13 protein-coding genes are annotated in these 20,734 nt (G+C 72.7%); 3 read left to right on the top strand and 10 right to left on the bottom strand.

The annotated features are described in order from the left end of the window. Positions 1 to 37 precede the first annotated feature (37 nt). Positions 38 to 2,497, top strand: coding sequence for a low temperature requirement protein A (locus ABT336_RS06505; protein ID WP_350895492.1), 2,460 nt, complete (start codon positions 38 to 40; stop codon positions 2,495 to 2,497). Positions 2,498 to 2,509: 12 nt separating this feature from the next. Here the strand turns inward: ABT336_RS06505 and ABT336_RS06500 are convergent, their stop codons facing one another. Together ABT336_RS06500 and map are read right to left on the bottom strand one after the other, a co-directional pair. Continuing rightward, the gene (locus tag ABT336_RS06500; protein ID WP_350895491.1) at positions 2,510 to 3,223 is read right to left on the bottom strand and encodes a VIT1/CCC1 transporter family protein; all 714 of its coding nucleotides are present in this window, start codon (positions 3,221 to 3,223) and stop codon (positions 2,510 to 2,512) included. Next, the gene (gene map, locus ABT336_RS06495) at positions 3,220 to 4,077 is read right to left on the bottom strand and encodes a type I methionyl aminopeptidase (protein WP_350895490.1); all 858 of its coding nucleotides are present in this window, start codon (positions 4,075 to 4,077) and stop codon (positions 3,220 to 3,222) included. Before map ends, ABT336_RS06500 begins: the two co-directional genes overlap by 4 nt. An 89-nt stretch (positions 4,078 to 4,166) precedes the next feature. Between map and ABT336_RS06490 the strand changes: the two genes are divergently transcribed. Continuing rightward, positions 4,167 to 4,487, top strand: coding sequence for an STAS domain-containing protein (locus ABT336_RS06490; protein WP_350895512.1), 321 nt, complete (start codon positions 4,167 to 4,169; stop codon positions 4,485 to 4,487). Between the two features lie 62 nt (positions 4,488 to 4,549). Here the strand turns inward: ABT336_RS06490 and ABT336_RS06485 are convergent, their stop codons facing one another. The 7 genes from ABT336_RS06485 to pcaF all read right to left on the bottom strand — a co-directional run bounded on the left by ABT336_RS06485 (position 4,550) and on the right by pcaF (position 16,467). Beyond that, positions 4,550 to 8,236, bottom strand: a complete 3,687-nt coding sequence (locus ABT336_RS06485; protein WP_350895489.1) for a SpoIIE family protein phosphatase — start codon at positions 8,234 to 8,236, stop codon at positions 4,550 to 4,552. A gap of 147 nt (positions 8,237 to 8,383) precedes the next feature. Then, positions 8,384 to 9,151: a 3-oxoacyl-ACP reductase gene (locus ABT336_RS06480; RefSeq protein WP_350895488.1), complete on the bottom strand. Its 768-nt coding sequence runs from the start codon at positions 9,149 to 9,151 to the stop codon at positions 8,384 to 8,386. A 44-nt stretch (positions 9,152 to 9,195) separates the two neighbouring features. Continuing rightward, positions 9,196 to 10,551, bottom strand: coding sequence for an aldehyde dehydrogenase family protein (locus tag ABT336_RS06475; protein WP_350895487.1), 1,356 nt, complete (start codon positions 10,549 to 10,551; stop codon positions 9,196 to 9,198). 67 nt (positions 10,552 to 10,618) lie between these two features. Further along, entirely contained in the window at positions 10,619 to 12,013 is a 1,395-nt protein-coding gene (locus ABT336_RS06470) for a glutamine synthetase family protein (protein ID WP_350895486.1), read from the bottom strand. 61 nt (positions 12,014 to 12,074) lie between these two features. After that, a complete protein-coding gene (locus ABT336_RS06465) occupies positions 12,075 to 14,234 on the bottom strand; it encodes a putative bifunctional diguanylate cyclase/phosphodiesterase (protein WP_350895485.1) in 2,160 nt (719 codons plus the stop codon). 7 nt (positions 14,235 to 14,241) lie between these two features. Beyond that, positions 14,242 to 15,060, bottom strand: coding sequence for an SAM-dependent methyltransferase (locus ABT336_RS06460; protein ID WP_350895484.1), 819 nt, complete (start codon positions 15,058 to 15,060; stop codon positions 14,242 to 14,244). A 201-nt stretch (positions 15,061 to 15,261) separates the two neighbouring features. Next, complete coding sequence (pcaF, locus tag ABT336_RS06455) at positions 15,262 to 16,467, bottom strand: 3-oxoadipyl-CoA thiolase (RefSeq protein WP_350895483.1); 1,206 nt, start codon at positions 16,465 to 16,467, stop codon at positions 15,262 to 15,264. Positions 16,468 to 16,572: 105 nt separating this feature from the next. Here pcaF and ABT336_RS06450 point away from each other — a divergent pair, with 105 nt between their 5' ends. Next, entirely contained in the window at positions 16,573 to 17,244 is a 672-nt protein-coding gene (locus ABT336_RS06450) for a DUF998 domain-containing protein (protein WP_350895482.1), read from the top strand. Here the strand turns inward: ABT336_RS06450 and ABT336_RS06445 are convergent. Next, positions 17,229 to 20,726: an ATP-binding cassette domain-containing protein gene (locus ABT336_RS06445; RefSeq protein ID WP_350895481.1), complete on the bottom strand. Its 3,498-nt coding sequence runs from the start codon at positions 20,724 to 20,726 to the stop codon at positions 17,229 to 17,231. The two genes, ABT336_RS06450 and ABT336_RS06445, sit on opposite strands and share 16 nt — an antisense overlap. Positions 20,727 to 20,734 lie beyond the last annotated feature (8 nt).

The raw sequence follows: 20,734 nt of genomic DNA, 5'->3' as shown, positions 1-20,734 counted from the left end.
GCCCCGCAACGGAACCGGCGTTGGCAGAGTGGATTCCATGGTCGACGGGGGCGGACCGGCCGCCGCCGGGCCGGGAAACCCGGGCCTGTTGCGCGGGCGGGTCCACGCGGGTGACGACGGTACCGGTGTCACCCGGGTCGAACTCTTCTTCGACCTGTTCTTCGTCTACGCGTTCCTTGAGGTGAGCCGCCTGATGGCGGCCGACTTCAGCCTGACCGGGCTCTACCAGGGGACCCTGCTGGTGCTGCTGCTGTGGCGGGCCTGGACCTCCTGCACGTGGCTGGGGAACACGGTCCGGATGGACCAGGGGATCATGACCCCCGTCGTCTGCGGGCTCTGCGTGGTGGTCCTGTTGATGGCGGTCACCGTCCCGACGGCCTTCACCGACGAGCCGGGGCTGCTCACCGGGCCGTTGGTCGTCGCTGTGGGCTTCACCCTTGTACGCGGAACCGCCCAGCTGTTGTTCGGTGTGGTGATCCGCCGTACCGAGCGGGAACGGGTCTCCTTCGGGCGGCTGTGGACGCCGCTGGTCTGCGCGAGCCTGTTCCTGCTGGCCGGTGCGCTCGTGCCGCCGCGCCTGCCGGAGGGTGTGGACCCCGACCTGGTCCGGCTGGTGTTGGTCACGGCGGCGGTGACGAGCGACTTCGCCACCCTCCGGGCGGTCAACGGGCGCTCCCGGCGGATCCACTCGGTCCGGCACTGGACGGACCGGCACGCCCTGATCATCCTCGTCGCCCTCGGCGAGACGATCATCTCCGTCGGCACCAGCCTGGGGTTGGAGGGGACCGCCCGGATAACCGCCCCGGTGATCGCCGCGTCGATGCTCGGCATGGTGGTCGTGGCGATCCTCTGGTGGTCGTACTTCGACGTGGCCAAGCCGGTGGCCGAGCGCGCCCTGCACGACGCCGGCCCGGTCGAGCAGACCCTCACCGGCCGGGACGCCTACAGTCTGTGGCACCTTCCGATGATCAGCGGGTTGATCCTGCTCGCGATGGGTCTCAAACAGTCGGTACGGACCACCGCCGCCGAGGACGTCCACCCGTGGCAGGGCATCGGCGCCCTGGTCCTGTTCGGCGGGGTCCTGCTGTACCTGGTCGGACTCGTCGGGTTCCAACGGCGGGTGCTCAGGATCTGGGGACGGGGGCCGCTGCTCGGGGCCGCCACCACCCTGGTGGTCCTGCCCCTGGCCGCGCTGACCCCGCCGTTGGGCTCGTTGGCCCTGCTCACCCTGACGATGACGGTGATGGTGGTAGCGGACCAGACGCTGTTCCGACAGCGGCACCGTGTGCTGCACGAACTCGCCGACGAGAGCCTCGCCGGGGAGGCCGGGGCCACCCCGAAGGAACTCTTCGTCGACCTGGTGTTCGTGTTCGTCCTCATCCAGGTCGTCGTCCTGATGGGCCGGGAGGGGACCTGGCACGGGATGTTCCGGGCGCTGCTGGTCCTCGGCCTGGTCTGGTGGGCCTGGTGCACGTACTCCTCGGTGACGAACAGCGTCCGCTCCGAGGCGAGCTTCCTGCGGATCACGCTGCTCACGGTCCTCGCCGTCGCCCTGGTCCTGGGGATCGCCCTGCCGCAGACCTTCACCACGGTCCCGGGCGGGCTGCCCGGGTCGGTCGTCGTGGCTGTCTGCTACGTCGCCATCCGGCTGCTCCTGGTCGCCCTGCTGCGCTGGCGAGGGGGCACCGACCCGCGGATGTTCCGCCGTACGGTCGGCACGATGCTCGTCGCCGGGGCGCTGCTGGGCGGGGCCGCAGTGGTGGGCGACCGGCCCGACACCACCGTGACCGCCGCGATCGTCACCGCCCTGTGGGCCGGGGCCCTGGCCACCGAGATGGTGGGAAACTACCGGCCCGGGCCGGTGTCGTGGCAGATGAGTTCGATCGAACACTGGACCGAACGGTTCGAGCTGATCATGCTCATCGCCTTCGGTCAGGTGATCGTCGCCATCGGTCTCTCAGCCGACTGGCAGGGGCTGTCGGCGGGGGTCCTGACCGCCGTCGCCCTGAGCGCGCTGGGGCTCGCCGCGCTCTGGTGGGCGTACTTCGACACCGACGTGATCGTGACCCAGCGGAGCATGCGCCGCAGAAAGGGGGGCGACCGCGCCGCCCTGGCCCGCGACGCGTACGTCTATCTGCACTTTCCGATGGTCTGTGGGCTCCTGGTGTACGCCTTCGGTCTGCGCGCCAACCTGATGGTCCTCAGCAGCGACCCGTACGACTCGACCCTGCTGGGTCACGTCGCCCTCTACGGCGGGGTGGCGATCTTCCTGGTGGCCAACCAGCTCTTCTGGTGGCGCAGCTGCCGACAGGTCAGCTGGTACCGGGTGGGCTGGGTGACGACGGTGCTGGGGTTGGCGCTGGTGACCTATCCGCTGCCGGAGCTGGTGGACCTGGCCGTGCTGAGCCTCACCGGGTTGCTGTTCGCAGTCGTGGAGACGTTCACCTGGCGGCAGCGGCGGCTCCTGCGGGCTCACCCGGCGACCACCGCCGGGTGAGCACCGGGCGCGTCACAGGCCGCCCTGCACCCCGATCAGGGTCCCGACCAGGTAGGTGGCCGCAGCGGCGGCCGCGCCGAGCAGCAGCTGTCGCAGCCCGCTGATCAGCCAGGACCGGCCGGTGAACCGGGCGACGACCGCCCCCGCGACGAACAGCCCGACACCGCCGACGGCGAGGGCCAGCCACAGGTTGGTGAACCCCAGCAGGTAGGGCAGCAGCGGCATCAGTGCCCCGACGGAGAAGAACAGGAACGACGAGATCGCCGCCGTCCAGGGGCTGGGCTGGTCGTCCGGGTCGACTCCCAGCTCCTCCCGGACGTGCACCCGGAGGGCTTCCTCGGGGCGGCGGGCGAGCGTCTCGGCGACCTCCATGGCGAGGTTCCTCGGCAGCCCCCGGCCCACCCACACCTCGGCCAGTTCGCGGGCCTCCGCCTGCGGGTGCCGCTCCAGTTCGCGCCGTTCCTTCGCCACCTCGGCGGCGACCTGCTCGTTTGCCGACCTGACGCTCGTGTACTCGCCCAGCGCCATCGAGATGGCCCCGGCGACGAGGCCGGCGGTGCCGGTGAGGACGATGCTGTTCGCGGAGACGCCACCGCCGCCCACCCCGGCGATCAGCGCGATGTTGGTGACCAGGCCGTCCATCGCGCCGAACACGGCCGGTCGGAGCCGGCCACCGGAGACGTCGGCGTGGTGCCCCTCCCGCAGTGCGGCAGGCGGGTCCGTCACGGGAGGGTGAGGATCTCGTGGCCGCCGTCGGTCACGACGATCGTGTGCTCGAACTGGGCGGTCCATCTGCGGTCCTTCGTGACCACCGTCCAGCCGTCGGCCCACATGTCGTGCTGGTAGGTGCCGAGGGTGATCATCGGCTCGATGGTGAAGGTCATTCCCGGTTCCATCACCTCGGTGGGACGGGGGCTGTCGTAGTGCGGCACGTAGAGACCACTGTGGAAGGCCTCCCCGATCCCGTGGCCGGTGAAGTCGCGGACCACCCCGTAGCCGAACCGCTTGGCGTACGACTCGATGACCCGGCCGACGACGTTGATCTGCCGCCCCGGGGCGACCGCCTTGATGCCCCGCATCATCGCCTCGTGGGTGCGCTCGACCAGGAGCCGGGCCTCCTCGCTCACCTCACCGACGCAGAAGGTCGCGTCGGTGTCCCCGTGCACCCCGTCGATGTACGCGGTGACGTCGACGTTGATGATGTCGCCGTCGACGAGCACCGTGGAGTCCGGGATGCCGTGGCAGATCACCTCGTTGATGCTGGTGCAGCAGGACTTCGGGTAGCCCTTGTAGCCGAGCGTCGACGGGTAGGCACCGTTGTCGCAGAGGAACTCGTGCACCACCCGGTCGATCTCGTCGGTGGTGACCCCGGGCTTGCAGTGTGCACCGGCGAGCTGGGTGGCCTGGGCGGCGAGCCTCCCGGCGACCCGCATCTTCTCGATCGTCTCCGGGGTCTGGACGTGCGAACCGCGGTACTCCCGGGGGCTCTTGCGACCCACGTACTCGGGGCGGACGATGTGGGCGGGCACCGCTCGCCACGGGGAGAGCGTGCCAGGGGTCAGCGGCGCACGGACGTTCATGCCGCAAGCCTATCCCTGCCGACCGGGTGACCCGCGTCACCGCCCGGCGGGGCCGGATCCTTGCCGCGTCCACTCCGCTGTGTCAGGGCATGGACGTGGATCAAGGGAGATCGGCGCCCGTCTTCTCCGCCACCGCGGGCATCGACGACGGCCATCTCCGCGTCGTGGTGACGGGTGAGGTCGACATGGCCACCGCCGACACGATGTTGCAGACCGCTCTGCGTGAACCGGCCCGACGGATCACCCTCGACCTGCGGGCGGTGACCTTCTTCGACTCGGCGGCGATCCACGCGGTGCTCCACCTCGGACGGCTGTTCCCGGGGGCGCTCTCCGTCCACCCGTCCCGTCAGGTGACCCGGGTGCTGGAGATCTCCGGGCTCGGCGACCAGGACTGGCTCCGCCCGGTCTGACCCGCCCCCGGCGGATCGGAGACCGGAACCGACCGAGACCGGAGCCGCCGCCCCCGGACCGGTCAGGGCTGGAGCCGACGGCGCAGGGTCAACTCGGTGCCGTCCTCGGTGTGCCGGACCGACAGGTCACCGAGCGCCTCGATCAGGGACAGCCCTCGACCCCGGAACCCGGAGCCTGTCGACTCCCGCCACCGCCCGGTGTCGCGGACGGTGGCCACCACAGTCCGGTCGACGACTGTCACCTCGACGTAGATCATCGCCTCCCGGGGCTCGACCGGGTGTTCGATGGCGTTCGCAGCGGCCTCGGAGATCGCCACCGTCAGGTCGAACAGGTCGGTCTCGCTCACCGCGTGCACTGTGAGGAAGTCCTCCAGCCGCTTGCGGAGCACACTGAGCCGGGTCGGGTCGGCCGGCAGCCGCAGGGTGAACCTGTCGACGTCGGTCGCCTCCAGGGCGAGCACCGCCACGTCGTCGCGGCGACGGCGGGTCCCCACCCGGTCGACGACCCGGTCGACCAGGTCGGCGACGTGCTCGGCGTCCCCGGCCACCTCCGCCCGCAGCTGCGCCAACGCGGCGTCGATGCCGATCTCCCGGTCCTCGATCAGCCCGTCGGTGAACAGCAGCAGCCGGGCACCGGAGGGCAGCTCCCCCTCGGCGGTCCGGTACTGCGTCCCGGGGATCGCCCCCACCGGCGGACCGAGCGCCCGATCGTGCAGGAACACCACGTCGTCTCCTCGGATCAGCAGCGGTGACGGATGCCCGGCGCTGGCGTACCGCAGGCGGCCGGTGCGGGTGCAGAACCACAGACAGACCACTGTCGCGAACGACCTGTGTTCGGCGGAGCCCACCAACCTGTTCAACCGGGTCAGCGCCTCCCCCGGGTCGAAACCCTCCAGCAGGTACGCCCGCAGCGCGTTACGCAGCTGTCCCATGGCTGCGGCAGCGCGTACGCCCTTGCCGACCACGTCCCCGATGACCAGCACCAACGAGTCGTCGTCCAGGCCGATCACGTCGTACCAGTCGCCACCGACCTCGACGTCTGCGGTGCCCGCCAGGTAACGGCTGGCGATCACCGCACCGGGCAGCTTCGGCAGCGACCGGGGCAGCAGACTGTGCTGGAGGGTGGTGGCGATGTGGTGTTCCGCCTCGTACAGCTGGGCGTTCTCCAGGCGCACCCCGATCAGCCGGGCCAGCTCCGTCAGGGTCGCCCGTTCGGTGTCGGTCCGTTCGCCGTCGCGGTGCCACACCCGCAGTTCACCCAGCTGCTCGTCGGTGGTGCCGGTGAGCGGCGCGACGGTGGGCGGTCCGGTGCCGGTGGCCCCGCTGTCCGCCTCGTACCGGACCTCGTCCGCGGTGATGGTGACCCGGGCGGCCTCGGCGAGGGTGAGCGCGTGTTCGGCGGCGACCTGGAGCACGTCGGTGGTGGAGCGGGCGGTGTTCACAGCGACCGCCGCGTCGGCGAGCCCCCGGAGCCGGCGGATGATCTGACCGCGCAGCTGTCCCAGCTCCACGTTGGCCCGGACCCGGGCGATCAGTTCCTGCCCGGAGAAGGGCTTGGTCAGGTAGTCGTCCGCGCCGACCGAGAGCCCGGCGACGGCGTCGGCGGGTCCGGCCCGGGCGGAGAGCAGCACGATCGGCACGTGCCGGGTACGGGAGTCGGCGCGCAACGCGGTGACCAGCCCGAACCCGTCCCGCCGGGGCATCATCACATCGGTGAGCACCAGGTCGAAGGGGGTGTCGACGGCGAGCGTCAGCGCCTCCACCCCGTCGGCCACGGCGACCACCTCCCAGAAGGGGTGCAGCAGCCGGGTGACGTGGTCACGCAGGTCGGCGTTGTCGTCGACGACCAGGATCCGGCCCCCGGGGCGGGGCGACACCGCCGGGGTCGACGTCGCCGACCGGGCCGGCGGGTCGACTGTCGGCTCCGGGTCGGGGCGATCGCCCAGGCCCTCCCAGAGCGGGAGTTCGGCCATCCAGAGCCGCGCCTGCTCAGGCTCGTCGGGCAGGGGTGACGCGGTCTCGACGACCCGACCCGGCGGGAGGTGGGCGGTGCCGAAGGGCACCGTGACGGTGAAGGTGCTCCCCTCGTCGGGTCGGCTCCGCACCTCGACCCGCCCGCCGTGCATCTCGACGAGCTCCCGGACCAGGGCGAGACCGATCCCGGTCCCCTCGTGGGTACGGGCCCGCGCCCCGGACACCCTGTGGAAACGCTCGAAGACGTGGGGCAGCTCGTCGGGGGCGATCCCCACACCGGTGTCGGTGACGCAGAGGTGGACGGTGCCGTCGCCGTCGCCGACCCGGACCCGGATCTCGCCGTCGAAGGTGAACTTCACCGCGTTCGACAGCAGGTTGAACACGATCTTTTCCCACATCTCCCGGTCCACGTGGACCAGCGCGGGCAACGGGCCGCACTCCACCACCAGCCGCAGTCCGGCGCGTTCGGCCGCCGAACGGAACGTGCTGACCAGGCGGGTGGTGTAGTCGGCCAGATCGGTCGGCTGGTAGTGGGCGGTGCGGCGACCGGACTCCAGCCGGGAGAAGTCGAGGACCGTGTTGACCAGCTTGAGCAGCCGTAACGCGTTGCGGTGCAGGACGGTCAGCCGCTCGGTGTGGGCCCGGTCGAGGGTCGTGTCGGCGAGCATCTCCTCCACCGGGCCGAGCACCAGGGTCAACGGGGTGCGGAACTCGTGGCTGACGTTGGCGAAGAAGTTCGTCTTGGCACGGTCCAGCGCGGCCAGCTCCGCGGCGCGGACCCGCTCCTGCTCGTACGCCAGCTGTCGGCTCACCGCGCCGGAGATCTGTGCGGCCACCAGGTCGAGGAAGGCGCGGTACTCGTCCCCGAAGGCCACCCGGCCGGACACCCCGACGACCAGTGCCCCGGCCGGCTCGTCGTCGGTCACGGTGACGGGCAGGACCAGCGCCTGCTCCGCGACGTCCGGCCCCGGACTCTCGACCAGGTCGACCACGGGCACCGTCACCGGGGCCGGACCGGCGGCGGCGACCAGCTGCGCCGGATCGGCCCGCAGGCCCGACGCGTCCACCCCCCACACCCCGGCGACCGCCGGTCGGTCGCCGTCGGGCAGGCAGAGCAACCCGAGGGGTACGTCAGTCCGATGCCGGTCGAGCACCTCGGCCACGATCGTGCCCAGGTCGCAGGCCCCACCGGCCGCGCCGGCCAGTCCCGTGCCCAGTTCGGCGAGGACGCGCAGCCGACGCTCCCCCACCACCCGCCCGGTGGTCTCGTTGACCAGGCACAGCACCCCGCCCACCGCGCCGTCGTCGTCCACGGCGCGCAGCGGGTCGTAGGTGATGTCGAAGTGGACGTCCTCCAGGAACCCGTGCCGGTCGAGCACGAAGGGATGGTCCCGGGCCTGGTACGACTCCCCGGTACGGCGTACCTGCTCCAGGAGCGGGGCGAGGACGTGCCACGTCTCGGACCAGTGTTCCCGGGCCGGACGGCCGATCGCCGCCGGATGCTTGTCGCCGATGGTGGGCAGGTACGCGTCGTTGTAGAAGGCGAGATGGTCGTCGCCCCAGAAGATGACGATGGGGGCGGCGGAGGAGAGCATGAGGCTGACCGCGTGGCTGAGTGCGGTGGGCCACCCGTCCGGCGGGCCCAGGGCGGTGCGGGTCCAGTCGTGCCCGCCGAGCCGACGGCCCATCTCGCCACCGCCGACGACGGCAGCGGCGAGCCACGGCGGCAGTCCGGACCGCTGCTGCCCGTCCTCGCCCCCCTGGGCCGAGCCCATACGACCTCCCCGCTCCGGCCGATTCCGCGACACGACGTACTGCCGGCCGTGCCGGACCCTGTACCCAGGCGGACCAGCGACGTAACGCGATCGACACGGCGAACGCTGATCACCGCACACCCCCGCCGTCGACGGGGGCGCGGGCGGCTACAGCGGGGTGACGTACGCCCCGGTGATCCCGCCGTCGACGACGAACTGCGCCGCCGTCATGAACGACGCGTCGTCGCTGGCCAGGAAGGCCACCGCGGCGGCGATCTCCTCCGGCCGCCCGAACCGCCCCATCGGCACGTGCACCAGGCGGCGGGCGGCCCGGTCCGGGTCGGCGGCGAACAGTTCGGTGAGCAACGGCGTGGCGATCGGCCCGGGACAGAGCGCGTTGACCCGGATGCCCTCCCGGGCGAACTGCACACCCAGCTCCCGGGTCAGCGCCAGGACCCCACCCTTGCTCGCCGTGTACGCGATCTGCGAGGTGGCCGCCCCCATCAGGGCGACGAACGAGGCGGTGTTGATGATCGAGCCACTCCCCTGTCGCCGCATGTGCGGCAGGACGTACCGGCAGCACAGGTAGACGCTCGTGGTGTTCACCCGCAGCACCCGTTCCCAGGCGTCCAGGCCGGTGTCGAGGATCGAGTCGTCCTCCGGAGGGGAGATACCGGCGTTGTTGAACGCCACGTCGATGCGGCCGTACCGCTGTGCCACCCCGTCGAAGAGGTCCCGGACCGCCGTCTCGTCGGAGACGTCGGCAGCGACGAACTCCCCGCCGACCTCCTCGGCGGCCCGCCGACCCGCCTCGGCGTCGACGTCCACGCAGACCACCCGGGCGCCCTCGGCGGCGAACCGACGGACCGTGGCCAACCCGATCCCGCTGGCCGCGCCGGTGACCACCGCCACCCGATCCTGCAAACGACAGTGCACCTGTCCTCCGCTCACTCGTCGGTCATCCCCGTCGGCCTGCCGTGTCAGTCGTCGGTGGCGACGAAGACGTTCTTGACGTCGGTGAAGGCGTGCAGCGCGTCGGGGCCGAGTTCCCGGCCCAGCCCGGACCGTTTCATCCCACCGAACGGGGTCCAGTAGCGCACCGAGGAGTGCGAGTTGACGCTCAGGTTCCCGGCCTCCACCGCCCGGGCCACCCGCAGTGCCCGGCCGACGTCCCGGGTCCAGATCGAGCCGGAGAGGCCGTACTCGGTGTCGTTGGCGAGCCGGATCGCCTCGGCCTCGTCGTCGAAGGGGAGGACCGAGACCACCGGGCCGAAGATCTCCTCCCGCCAGTGCCGGTCGGCGGGCGAGTCGGCGAGCAGGACCGTCGGGGCGTACCAGAAGCCGGGGCCGTCGGGGCGGGAGCCGGTGAAGGCGATCCGGGCGCCGTCGACGTACCCGGCGACCCGGTCCCGCTGACCGGCGGAGATCAACGGCCCCATCTCGGCGCTCTCCCGGGCCGGGTCCTCCACCCGCAGGGCGCGTACCGCAGGCTCCAGGAGTTCCAGGAAACGGTCGTACGCCGACCGCTGGACCAGGATCCGGGACCGCGCGCAGCAGTCCTGGCCCGCGTTGTCGAAGACGGCGTACGGCGCTGTCGCCGCCGCCTTCTCCAGGTCCGCGTCGGCGAAGACCAGGTTGGCGCTCTTGCCGCCAAGCTCCAGGGTGAGCCGCTTCACACCGGCTGCGGCACCGGCCATGATCCGGGTGCCGACCTCGGTGGATCCGGTGAAGCAGATCTTGCGGACCGCCGGGTGGGTGACGAACCGCTCGCCCACCACGTCGCCCCGACCGGGCAGGACTGTGAACACGTCCTGCGGGAGCCCTGCCTCCCGGCCCAGTTCGGCCAGGCGCAGCGCGGTCAGCGGCGTCAGCTCGGCCGGTTTGAGGACCACCGTGTTCCCGGCCGCCAGGGCGGGTGCGAACCCCCAGGCCGCCACGGGCATCGGGAAGTTCCACGGCACTATCACCCCGACCACGCCGAGCGGCTCGTGGAAGGTGACGTCGAGTCCGCCCGCCACCGGGATCTGCCCACCTGTCAACCGCTGCGGGGCACCGGAGTAGTAGTCGAGGACGTCGCGGACGTTTCCCGCCTCCCAGCGGGCGTTGCCGACGGTGTGCCCGGCGGTGCGGACCTCCACCTGGGCCAACTCCTCAAGGTGCGCGTCGACCACAGCGGCGAACCGCCGCAGCAGCCGGGCCCGGTCGGCGGGGTCCACAGCCCGCCACGACCCGCTCGCGGCCACCGCCCGCCCGATCGCCGCGTCGGTCTGGGCCACAGTGGTCTCCGGCACCAGGTCGACGACCTCACCGGTCGCCGGGTTGCGGACCCGGGTCACCCCACCCTCGTCACCGCCCGATCCGGAACGACCCGGTCCGGAACGATCCGCTCCGGAACGACCCGGTTCAGAGTCGCTCGAAGCCACGGGCCAGCTCCCAGTCGGTGACGGCGGCGTCGAAGGCGGCCAGCTCCACGGCGGCCTGGTTGGCGTAGTGGGCCACCACGTCGACGCCGAAGGCGTCCCGGGCCACAGTCGAGGACTCCCACGCCGTCGCCGCCTCCCGCAACGTGGCGGGCACCCGGTCGGCCGTCGGGTCGTCGTACGCGTTGCCCGCACACTCGGCGGGCAGCTCCAACTCCTGCTCGATCCCGTGCAGCGCACCGGCGATCAGCCCCGCGATCGCCAGGTACGGGTTGACGTCGCCGCCGGGTACCCGGTTCTCCACCCGCAGGCCCTGCCCGTGTCCGACCACCCGCAGTGCGCAGGTGCGGTTGTCGACGCCCCAGCGCAGGACGGTCGGGGCGAACGAGCCCGGCTGGTACCGCTTGTAGGAGTTGACGTTGGGGGCGGAGAAGAGGCTCAACTCCCGCATGGTGGCGAGCAGCCCGGCCAGGACCCGCTGCCCGGTGACGCCGAGGTGGGCCGGGCCGTCACCGAGCATCGCCGAGGCACCCGACTCGTCGCGCAGCGAGAAGTGGATGTGGCAGGAGTTGCCCTCCCGGGCGTTCGGCTTCGCCATGAAGGTGATCGACCTGCCCTCCTGGGCGGCGATCTCCTTCGCCCCGTTCTTGTAGACGACGTGGTGGTCGGCGCAGGTGAGCGCGGCGTCGTAGCGGAAGGCGATCTCGTACTGGCCGAGGTTGCACTCGCCCTTCGCGCTCTCCGGGGTCAGTCCGGCACCGGCCATCTCGTTGCGGATGCGGCGCAGCAGGGGCTCCACCCCGGCGGTGTCGAGCAGGGTGTAGTCGACGTTGTGCCCGGTGGCCGGGGTCAGGTCCCGGTAGCCGCGCCGCCGGGCCTGCTCGTACGAGTCGTCGAAGAGGACGAACTCCAACTCGGTCCCGGCGTACGCGGTCAGCCCGTGCGCGGCGAGCCTGTCGAGTTGGCGGCGCAGGATCTGTCGGGGTGAGGCGGGCACCGGAGGGCCCCCGCCCGGCCACTCGACGTCGGCCAGGACCAGGGCCGTACCCGGCTGCCACGGGATCCGGCGCAGGGTGTCCAGGTCCGGACGCATGGCCAGGTCGCCGTAGCCCCGCTCCCAGCTCGACATCGCGTACCCGTCGACGGTGTTCATGTCGACGTCCACGGCGAGCAGGTAGTCGCAGCCCTCACTGCCGTGCTCGACCACCTGGTCGAGGAAGAACGGGGCGTGGAAGCGTTTCCCCTGCAACCTGCCCTGCATGTCGACGAGGGCCAACACCACGGTGTCGACCTCGCCGGTGCCCACCGCCGCGCGCAGCTCCTCCACCGTGAACGCACTCAACCCCGGCACCCCCACCTGTTGACCCGTCCGCCTCATGCTAGGCACCGACCCCACCCGCCGCACGCCCACGCGGTCGACACCCGGCATCCCGGGCGGGTCAGGCGGGCGGGAGGCCCCGGAGCCGGGCGCTGATCTCGTCGGCGGGGACCGGCGGGCCGAACCATCGACCCTGGCCGGTGTCGCAGCGCAGCGCCCGGAGCCGTTCGACCTGTTCGACGGTCTCCACCGCCTCGGCGGTGACCCGCAGTTCCAGGGCGTGGGCCAACCGGACCAGCGCGTCCACGATCCGCTCGTCGCGGTGCCCGTTGGTCGGGTCGTCGGCCCGGATGCCCTCCACGAACGGCGCGGCGAGCTTGAGGACGTGGATCGGCAGCCGACGCAGGTACGCCAGGCTGGAGTAGCCGGTCCCGAAGTCGTCGATCGCCAGCCGTACGCCCAGCCCGGCGAGGCGGTGCAGCGCCCGCAGCGGCTCCCCGGGGCCGCCCGTCGCGGCGCTCTCGGTGAGTTCCAGTTGCAGCAGGTCGGCGGGGAGTCCGGTCCGGCTCAGGGTCTCCGCGACGACGTCCACCAGCGACGGGTCGTCGACCTGCCGGGCTGCCACGTTCACGCTCACCACCAGCCTGGCGTCGGGGAACTCCCGCCGCCACCGCTCGGCGTCCCGGCACGCCTGGCCGAGGACCCACTCGCCGAGCCGGACGATCAGGCCGCTCTCCTCGGCGAGCCCGATGAACCGGTCCGGCCCGACCAGTCCCAGCTCCGGGTGGACCCACCGGACCAGCGCCTCGACGGCGGACATCGTGCCGTCGACGAGCGACACGATCGGCTGGTAGTGGACCACGAACTCGCCCCGGTCCAGGGCCGCCGGGAGCCCGGCACTGAGCGCCGAGCGGGCCTGGTCACGGGCGCTGCGTTCCGGGTCGAACACCGCCCACCGGCCCCGCCCCTCCCCCTTGGCCCAGTAGAGGGTGGTGTCGGCGGCCTTCATCAGCTCGGCGGCGCTGGTCTGCCCCACGGGGGAGTCCACCACACCGATGCTGGCCGAGACGGTGAGCTGGTGGTCGCCGACGTCGACCGGGGCCGCCACGGCGGCCAGGACCTTCTCGGCGACCGCCACCACCTCGTCGAGGCCGGCACCGCCGTCGACGAGGATGACGAACTCGTCCCCGCCCATCCGGGCCACCAGGTGCCCCAGCCCGGAGACGCAGTCGGCGAGCCGGTCGGCGATCACCCCCAGCAGTCGGTCGCCGTGGTGGTGACCGAGGCGGTCGTTGACAGCCTTGAACCCGTCGAGGTCGAGGAAGCAGACCCCGATCCGCTGCTGCGGGTCGGCGGCGGCGAACAACGCGTTCAGCCTGTGGAAGAACAGGGTCCGGTTCGGCAGTCCGGTGAGCGGGTCGTGCTCGGCCTGGAACCGCAGCCGCTGCTGGAGGGCGTGCCGCTCGGTGATGTCCTGGACCATCGCCACTGTGAACCGGGGGCGGCCGTCGGCGTGCCGGACCAGGGAGACAGCGAGGTCGGTCCAGACGGCGGTGCCGTCCTTGCGGAAGTAGCGCTTCTCCACCCGGGCGCAGTCCCGCCTGCCCTCGATCAGCTCCTGGTACAGCCCCCACATCCCGGCGGCGTCGTCGGGATGGGTCAGCTCGGCCACGTTGAACTCGCGCAGCTCGTCGGGGGTGTACCCGAGCAGGTCGGCGAAGGCCTGGTTGACCTCGACGATCCGGCCGTCGATCCCGGCCACCCCGACGCCGATCGCCGCTCCGACGAACACCGCCCGGAACCGGGCCTCGCTGTCGCGCAGCGCCCGTTCGATCTGGTCCCGGGCCTGCCAGGCGGAGCGGGCGATCCGTTCCTGCTGGGCGAAGGTCCGGTCGCGCAGCGCCCGCGCGAACCCGGCGGCGAACGCCGCCTGCAACGCCGCGACCCGGGCCGGGGTGTCCGGGTGGTCGACCCGTCCGGGCACCACCCGGGCACAGAACGACACCCCGAGGGTACGCACCGACCAGTCGAGCATCTGCGGTTCGGTCAGTTGGGCCTCCACCAGGGCACGACCCACGTCCTGCGCGGGCCGGGCGGTGAAGTCGGAGGCGAGCAGCGCCTGCGCCAACCGGACCGTGTGGACGAGCAACAGCCGCTCGGCCTCCACCGGGTCCAGCGGCACGAAGCCGAGGCGACGCAGGTGACGCGCCCACTCGGCGGCGTACTCCTGGGCACCTGTCAGGTCGGCGGTCTCCCCGCCGGTGGTCGGCTCGGCACCCATCGCGGGGTCAGCCGCCGGGCTGGTCGTACCGGGCGACCCCGCCGAACGCACCGAAGCGCTCCGGCCGCTCGTCCGGGTCGGGCGGGAGGTCCGGCCGCCACAGGGGCATGTGCACCACCCCGGGTTCCAGGATCGTCCAGTCACCGAAGAACCCGGTGATCTCCGCCCGGGAGCGCAGGGTTATCTCGGTGTCGGTACGCGCGGAGAGGCGCTGCGCGTCGAGCATCTCCGGTGGCTGGTCCTCGAAGGTGGAGTGTGAGACCACCAGGAAGCTGCCCGGTGCGGCGGCGGCCCGGAGGGTGGCGAGCAGGTCTGCGGGGCGGTCCGCGTCGCCGACGAAGTGGACCACTCCGGCGAGGAGGACACCCACCGGACGGGTGAAGTCGATGAGCCCCGAGTGTCGGGCCCCGGCCAGGATCCGGTCGGGTTCCCGCAGGTCACCGTGGAGGACCCCGGTCGACTCGTTGTCGGCGAGCAGGTCCCTGCTGTGGGACACGGCGACCGGGTCGATGTCGACGTAGACGATCCGGGCCGACGGGTCGGCGGACTGGGCCACCTCGTGGACGTTGCCGACGGTGGGGATCCCGGAGCCGATGTCGAGGAACTGGTCGACACCGGCGTCGAGGAGCGTACGCACCGCCCGGCGGAGGAACTCCCGTCCGGCCCGCATTGTGGCGGCGAGGTTCGGGGTCATCGCCGCGATCTGCGCGGCGAGCTGCCTGTCGACCTCGAAGTTGTGCGCCCCGCCGAGGAAGTAGTCGTACACCCGGGCTGCGCTGGGCCGGCTCAGGTCGATCCCGGCCGCCCGCCCCTCCTGTTCGTCCATCTCCCCGCCCCCAGTTCCTTCCGCGTCCACTCGGGTCGGTGCCGGACACCGACCCGCCGACAGCCGACGGAAGCTCGCGTCCCGTGTGGTGGGAACACTCTAAGCCGCTGACCGGCGACTTAGCGAGACGACCGGACAGGTGGTGGATCGTGTCGGATCGATGGCCGACCCGGGTGGGTAGCGCGGGGCGGCCCCGTCGGGTCAGTCGACCGACTCCAGCAGCAGGGAGATGCCCTGCCCCACCCCGACGCACATGGTCGCCAGGGCCCGCCGACCGCCCCGACGGCGCAGCTCCGTCGCGGCGGTCAACGCCAACCGGGCGCCGCTGGCCCCGAGCGGGTGTCCCAGGGCGATCGCCCCGCCGTTGGGGTTGACGTGTTCGGCGTCCTCCGGCAGACCGAGCTGCCGCAGGACCGCCACCGCCTGGGCGGCGAAGGCCTCGTTCAGCTCGACCACGTCGACCTCGGCGAGGGAGACGCCGTGCCGGTCCAGGAGCCTGCCGGTGGCGGGCACCGGCCCCAGCCCCATCACCCGGGGCGGCACCCCCGCCGCGGCGGCCCCGGTGATCCGGGCCAGCGGGGTCAGCCCGTACCGGGCCACCGCCGCCTCACCGGCCACCAGGAGGGCGACCGCCCCGTCGTTGACCCCCGAGGAGTTGCCGGCGGTGACGGTGCCGTCGGCCCGAAACGGGGTGGGCAGGGTGGCGAGCTTCTCCATCGAGGTCTGGCGGGGATGCTCGTCGACCTCGACGAGTCGGGTCTCCCGTCGCCCCGCCGGTACGCGCACCGGCACGATCTCCTCGGCGAACCGGCCGTCGGCCTGCGCCCGGGCCGCCCGCACCTGCGACCGGTACGCGAAGGCGTCCTGGTCGGCACGTCCGACCCCGTGCTCGGCGGCGACGTTCTCCGCCGTCTCCGGCATCGAGTCGGTCCCCCACCCCTGCTCCATCAGCGGGTTGACAAGCCGCCAGCCGATGGTGGTGTCGTACATCTCGGCCGATCGGGAGAACGCCGCCGTCGCCTTCGGCACCACGAACGGGGCTCGGCTCATGCTCTCCACCCCACCGGCGACGAGGAGGTCGGCCTCCCCGGAGACGATCTGTCTGGCGGCGACGGCGAGGGCGTCGAGACCCGACCCGCAGAGCCTGTTGACAGTGGTGCCGGGGACCTGTTCGGGCAGCCCGCCGAGGAGCGCGGCCATCCGGGCCACGTTCCGGTTGTCCTCGCCGGCCTGGTTGGCGCAGCCGAGGACGACGTCGTCGACCCGGTCCCACTCCACCGTCGGGTGCCGGGTCACCAGTTCCCGGATCACGTGCGCGGCGAGGTCGTCGGGGCGGACCCCGGCCAGCGCGCCGCCGTACCGGCCGAAGGGGGTGCGGACACCGGCCACCAGGTATGCCACTGTCATCGGGGATCCCTCACAGGTGGGAAGGGGCAGGGGCGTCACTGTCGACCGGATCACCGTCGACACCGGCGCCAGGATATCCACGACGGATCGGATAGGTTGTCGCCCATGGTGCCGCCCGCCTCCCGGGCCCGGACGTCACGGGAGGTGGCGGCTCGGGTCGTCGCCGCCGTGGCCGCCGTCGGCACCGTGGGCGGCGTGGTCGCGATCGTCGTCGCGGTGGTCGCCGGTCCCGGTCCGGGTCTGACCGGGTACGTCAGCGAGTCCGGCATCCCCGGGAGCCCGTACGCCCCGGTCTTCGGCTCCGGGATGTTCGCGCTGGCCACGGCGCTGCTCCTGCTCGCCGTCGCCCTGCCCTCGGCGCTGCGTACGGCGGCCGGGCTCCTCGCCGTCGCCGCCCTCTGCACGGCGTTGTCCGCTGCGGTGACCTGTAGCGACGGATGTCCGCTTCCCCCGTTCGAGGAGCCGACGGTGGCGGACCTGGTGCACGGTGGGGCGGCAGCGGCGGCGGCGGCCTGCGTGGTGTTCGCGATGGCGGCGGTGGCCGTCTCCCCCGACGCCGCGCCCCGGCTGCGTCGGATGGCGGCGGGGGCCTTCGTGGCGTCGCTCCCGATGGCCGGAGCGGTGGCCCTGGCGATGCTGGTCGTCGGGCGGAGCACCCTGGTCGGGGTCCTGGAACGGGTGTTCATCGCGCTGGCCGCCGGGTGGGTCCTGGCCACTGCGGTGACCCTGGCCACCACCCCGCCCACCCCGCCGCGCCGGGTTCACCCCGCGAGGTGACCCCAGCGCGGCTCCAGCTCCGCCCAGGTCCCCTGGGCCACCGCCGTCCCGGCCTGCAACACGAGCACCCGGTCGGCCCGGACCAGCGCCGCCCGTTTCGACGTCGATCCGACCACCGTCACCCCGTGGCCGCGCAGGGCCTCCCAGAGCGCCAGCTCGGTGGTGACGTCGAGCGCGGAGGAGACGTCGTCGGCGATCAACAGCTCGGTACGCGGTGCCAACGCCCGCGCCAACGCGAGCCGTTGCAGCTGTCCCCCGGAGAGCCGGGTGCCCTTGTGGCCGATCACCAGGCCGAGCCCGCCACCGGCGGCCAGGTCGTGGTCGAGCTGGGCGGTGGTGACCGCCCCGGTGGCGTCCACCCCGTGGTCGAGGGAGATGTTGTCGGCCACCGTCCCGGAGAGCACCCGGGGCAGTTGACCGACGTATCCGACCTGGTTGGGCCGGAGGAACACCTCCGGCTCGGTGACCGGTTCCCCGTTCCAGGTCAGGGTCCCGGTGTGGTGCACGATCCCGGCGAGGGCGCGCAGCATCGACGACTTGCCCGCCCCCACCGGCCCCACGACCAGGACCAGCTCACCCCGTTCGACGGCCAGGTCGACGTCGCGGACGGCCACCGTGCCGTCCTCGTGGACGGCGCCGAACCCGGTCAGCTCCAGCCGACGCAGGGGGCTCCGCGGAGCCGGTTCGGGTGCCGGGGCGGTCCCGGCCACCAGGTCCAACCCGGGGACCTCCGTCGAGTACGCCCCGACACCGGTCATCGCCACCGTCCGCCGCGTCCACACCCGCGCCGAGGGGTACTTGGAGACCAGTGAGGCGGTGGTCCAGGCGAACCACCTGGCCGCCCCGAGGGTGGAGACGGCGACCAGGGTGGCACCGGCGGTCAGCCCACCCCCGAGGTAGAGCGCCCACGCGCCGATCGGCAGGAGTCCGCTGACCACCGCCGGGGTCGACGCCGACCACACCTGCAGGGAGATCTCCCGACGTTGTCGGGCGCTGCGGACGACGTCCAGGTCGGCGAGGTGGCCGAGCACCGGCCGGGTCGCCCCGGCCAGCTTCACCGTCCGGGCCGAGGAGAGGGCGGAGACCAGGGCGGTGGCGAACGCGGCCCGCGCCGTCACCGTCGCCCGCGCGCACCGTTCCAGCATCGGCCCGAACCCGGTGGCGACCGCCCCCGAGACGAGCATGGTGCCGAGGAAGAACATCGCCGGTACGACGCTGCCGGTCACCACCGTCATCCCCACCAGCATCACCACGGCGATGCCCTGGTCGAGGAGGTTGTCGGTCATCTGCACCACCCGGTCGGTGTCCCCGCCCTGCGCCACCACCTCTGCCGGGGTGTGGGCGCTGACCCGACGCGGGCCGGTCTGCCCGTGCACCAGCCGGGCGTTGATCCGCAGGATCTGCCGGACCCACCACTGCGGGAACCACAGGTTGGTGAAGTACGGCAACGGCGCGGTGACGAGCAGGGCGGCCACGATCCCGAGGGCCGGCAGCCAGGGTTCGGCGGTGCCGTCGACAACGTCGGCCCAGAGCCAGGGCAGCACCACCCCGTCCAGGCCCAGCAGTGTCATCACCCCGAACAGGACGATGGAGACCAGCCCGTACCGGGGGTCGTTGCGGCTGAGCCGCAGGATCTCCCGCATGGTCCGGGCGGGCGGCGACCCGGGCAACGGCGGCGGGGTCCCCTTCGCCACCGGTTCCGCCCGCTCCGGGACCACCACCACCGGGTCAGCGCCCTCCGGCCGGGACTGGGGCACCACCGGTGCCGTCCCGCCCCGACCGGCTCCGACCTGGGCGCCCGCCCCGGCGAGGGCGAGGCTGTCGCTGGTGGCGAGCAGCTCGGCGAAGCGCCGCGACCCGGCCATCGGCCCGGCCTCCACCACCGCACCGTCGGCCAACAGCACCACCTCGTCGCAGCGCCGGACCGAGGAGAGCCGGTGGGCGATGACGATGCCGATCCGGTCGGCGAGCAGCCGTTCGGTGGCCCGCTGCACCCGGGCCTCGGTCACCGGGTCCAGTCGGGCGGTCGCCTCGTCCAGGATCACCACGTGCGGATCACGGACCAGGATCCGGGCGAACGCGACGAGCTGCTCCTGCCCGGCGGACAGGACGTGACCGCCCTCCCCGAGCCGGGTCCGCACCCCGTCAGGCAGTTCGGCGACCCACGGGTCGAGGCCCAGTTCGTGCAGTGCCCGTTCGGCGGCGTCGAGAAGGTTCCTGTCGAACAGGGCCACGTTCTCGGCGAGGGTGCCGGCGAGGATCTCGGTCCGCTGCGGCACCACCGCCACGAACCGGCGCAACTGCTCCACGTCGAGGTCGACGAGGTCCACGGAGCCGAGGAAGACAGTCCCGGCGGGCACCTCCACGGCCCGGGACAGCACCTTGGCCAGCGTGGACTTGCCGGACCCGGTCCGCCCGACGAGGGCGTACGACCGGCCCCGGGCGAAGGTCAGGTGCAGGTCGCGCAGGGCCGGTCCCCGCCCGGCGTCCTCCGACGGGTAGCGGTAGGTGAGCCCCCTGATGACCAGGTCACCGGGGACCGGGGTCAGGCCGCCCGTCGGCTCCTGCGCGCCGGCGGCGAGCAGTTGGATCCGCGCCCACGCCCCGAGGGCCTGCTGCATCTGCGGCACCAGCCGGCTGGTGTGCTCGACCGTCGCGCCGTACCCGAGGGCGAGCAGCCAGACGGCGGTCAGCCGGGCACCGTCGATCCGGTCGGTGACCAGCGCCCACGACCCGCCGAGCACCACAGCGGCGATCCCGCCCCGCATCACCGCCCCGGCGATCGTGGTGACCTGGCCGGTGAGCCGGAACACCCGGATCCCCCGTTCCAGGACCCGGGCGGCCCGCCCCGCGTACACCTTCAGCACGTACGGACGGGCCAGGCTGGTACGGACGTCGTCCTGACCGTGGACCGCCTCCTCGACCACTGCGGCCAGGTCGGACCAGGCCTCCTCCTCGGCCATCCGGGCCGGGGCGATCCGGGCGGTGGGCCGACGCAGCGCCCCCACCAGCACGGCGGTGACCACCAGCATCCCGATCCCGGCCGGCCACCAGACGACGAAGGCCACCACCGTGGAGAGCACCCCACCGGCAAGTGCCTGGGTCAGCCGTACGCCGGCGCCCCTGACCTCGGCGGCGACCTGGTAGACGTCCCCGTCGATGCGGTCCAGCAGCTCCCCGACCGGGGTGTTCTCCAGGGTGGGCAGGTCCTGCCCCATCGCCACCCGGCAGAGGCGGCGTCGGACGTCGGCAGACCAGTCGGCGGTCAACCCGGCCATCACCAGCCCGACGACCAGGTCGGTCAGGACCAGGGCGACCAGGGCCGCCGCCAGCAGGGTGAAGAACCCTCCGGAGCGGTGCACCAGGACCGGGCCGGCCAGGGCGGAGGCGGCGGCCTGACCTGCCGCGCCGAGCACGATGAGGACGGCGACGACCGCCATCCGACGGGGGGAGGTGACCCACAGGTCACGGAGCAGGCGCATGCGGTTCC

It is taken from the genome of Micromonospora sp. NPDC000207, assembly GCF_040300925.1.
Lineage (GTDB): Bacteria > Actinomycetota > Actinomycetes > Mycobacteriales > Micromonosporaceae > Micromonospora.
This window is presented reverse-complemented; position numbering and strand designations above follow the sequence as displayed.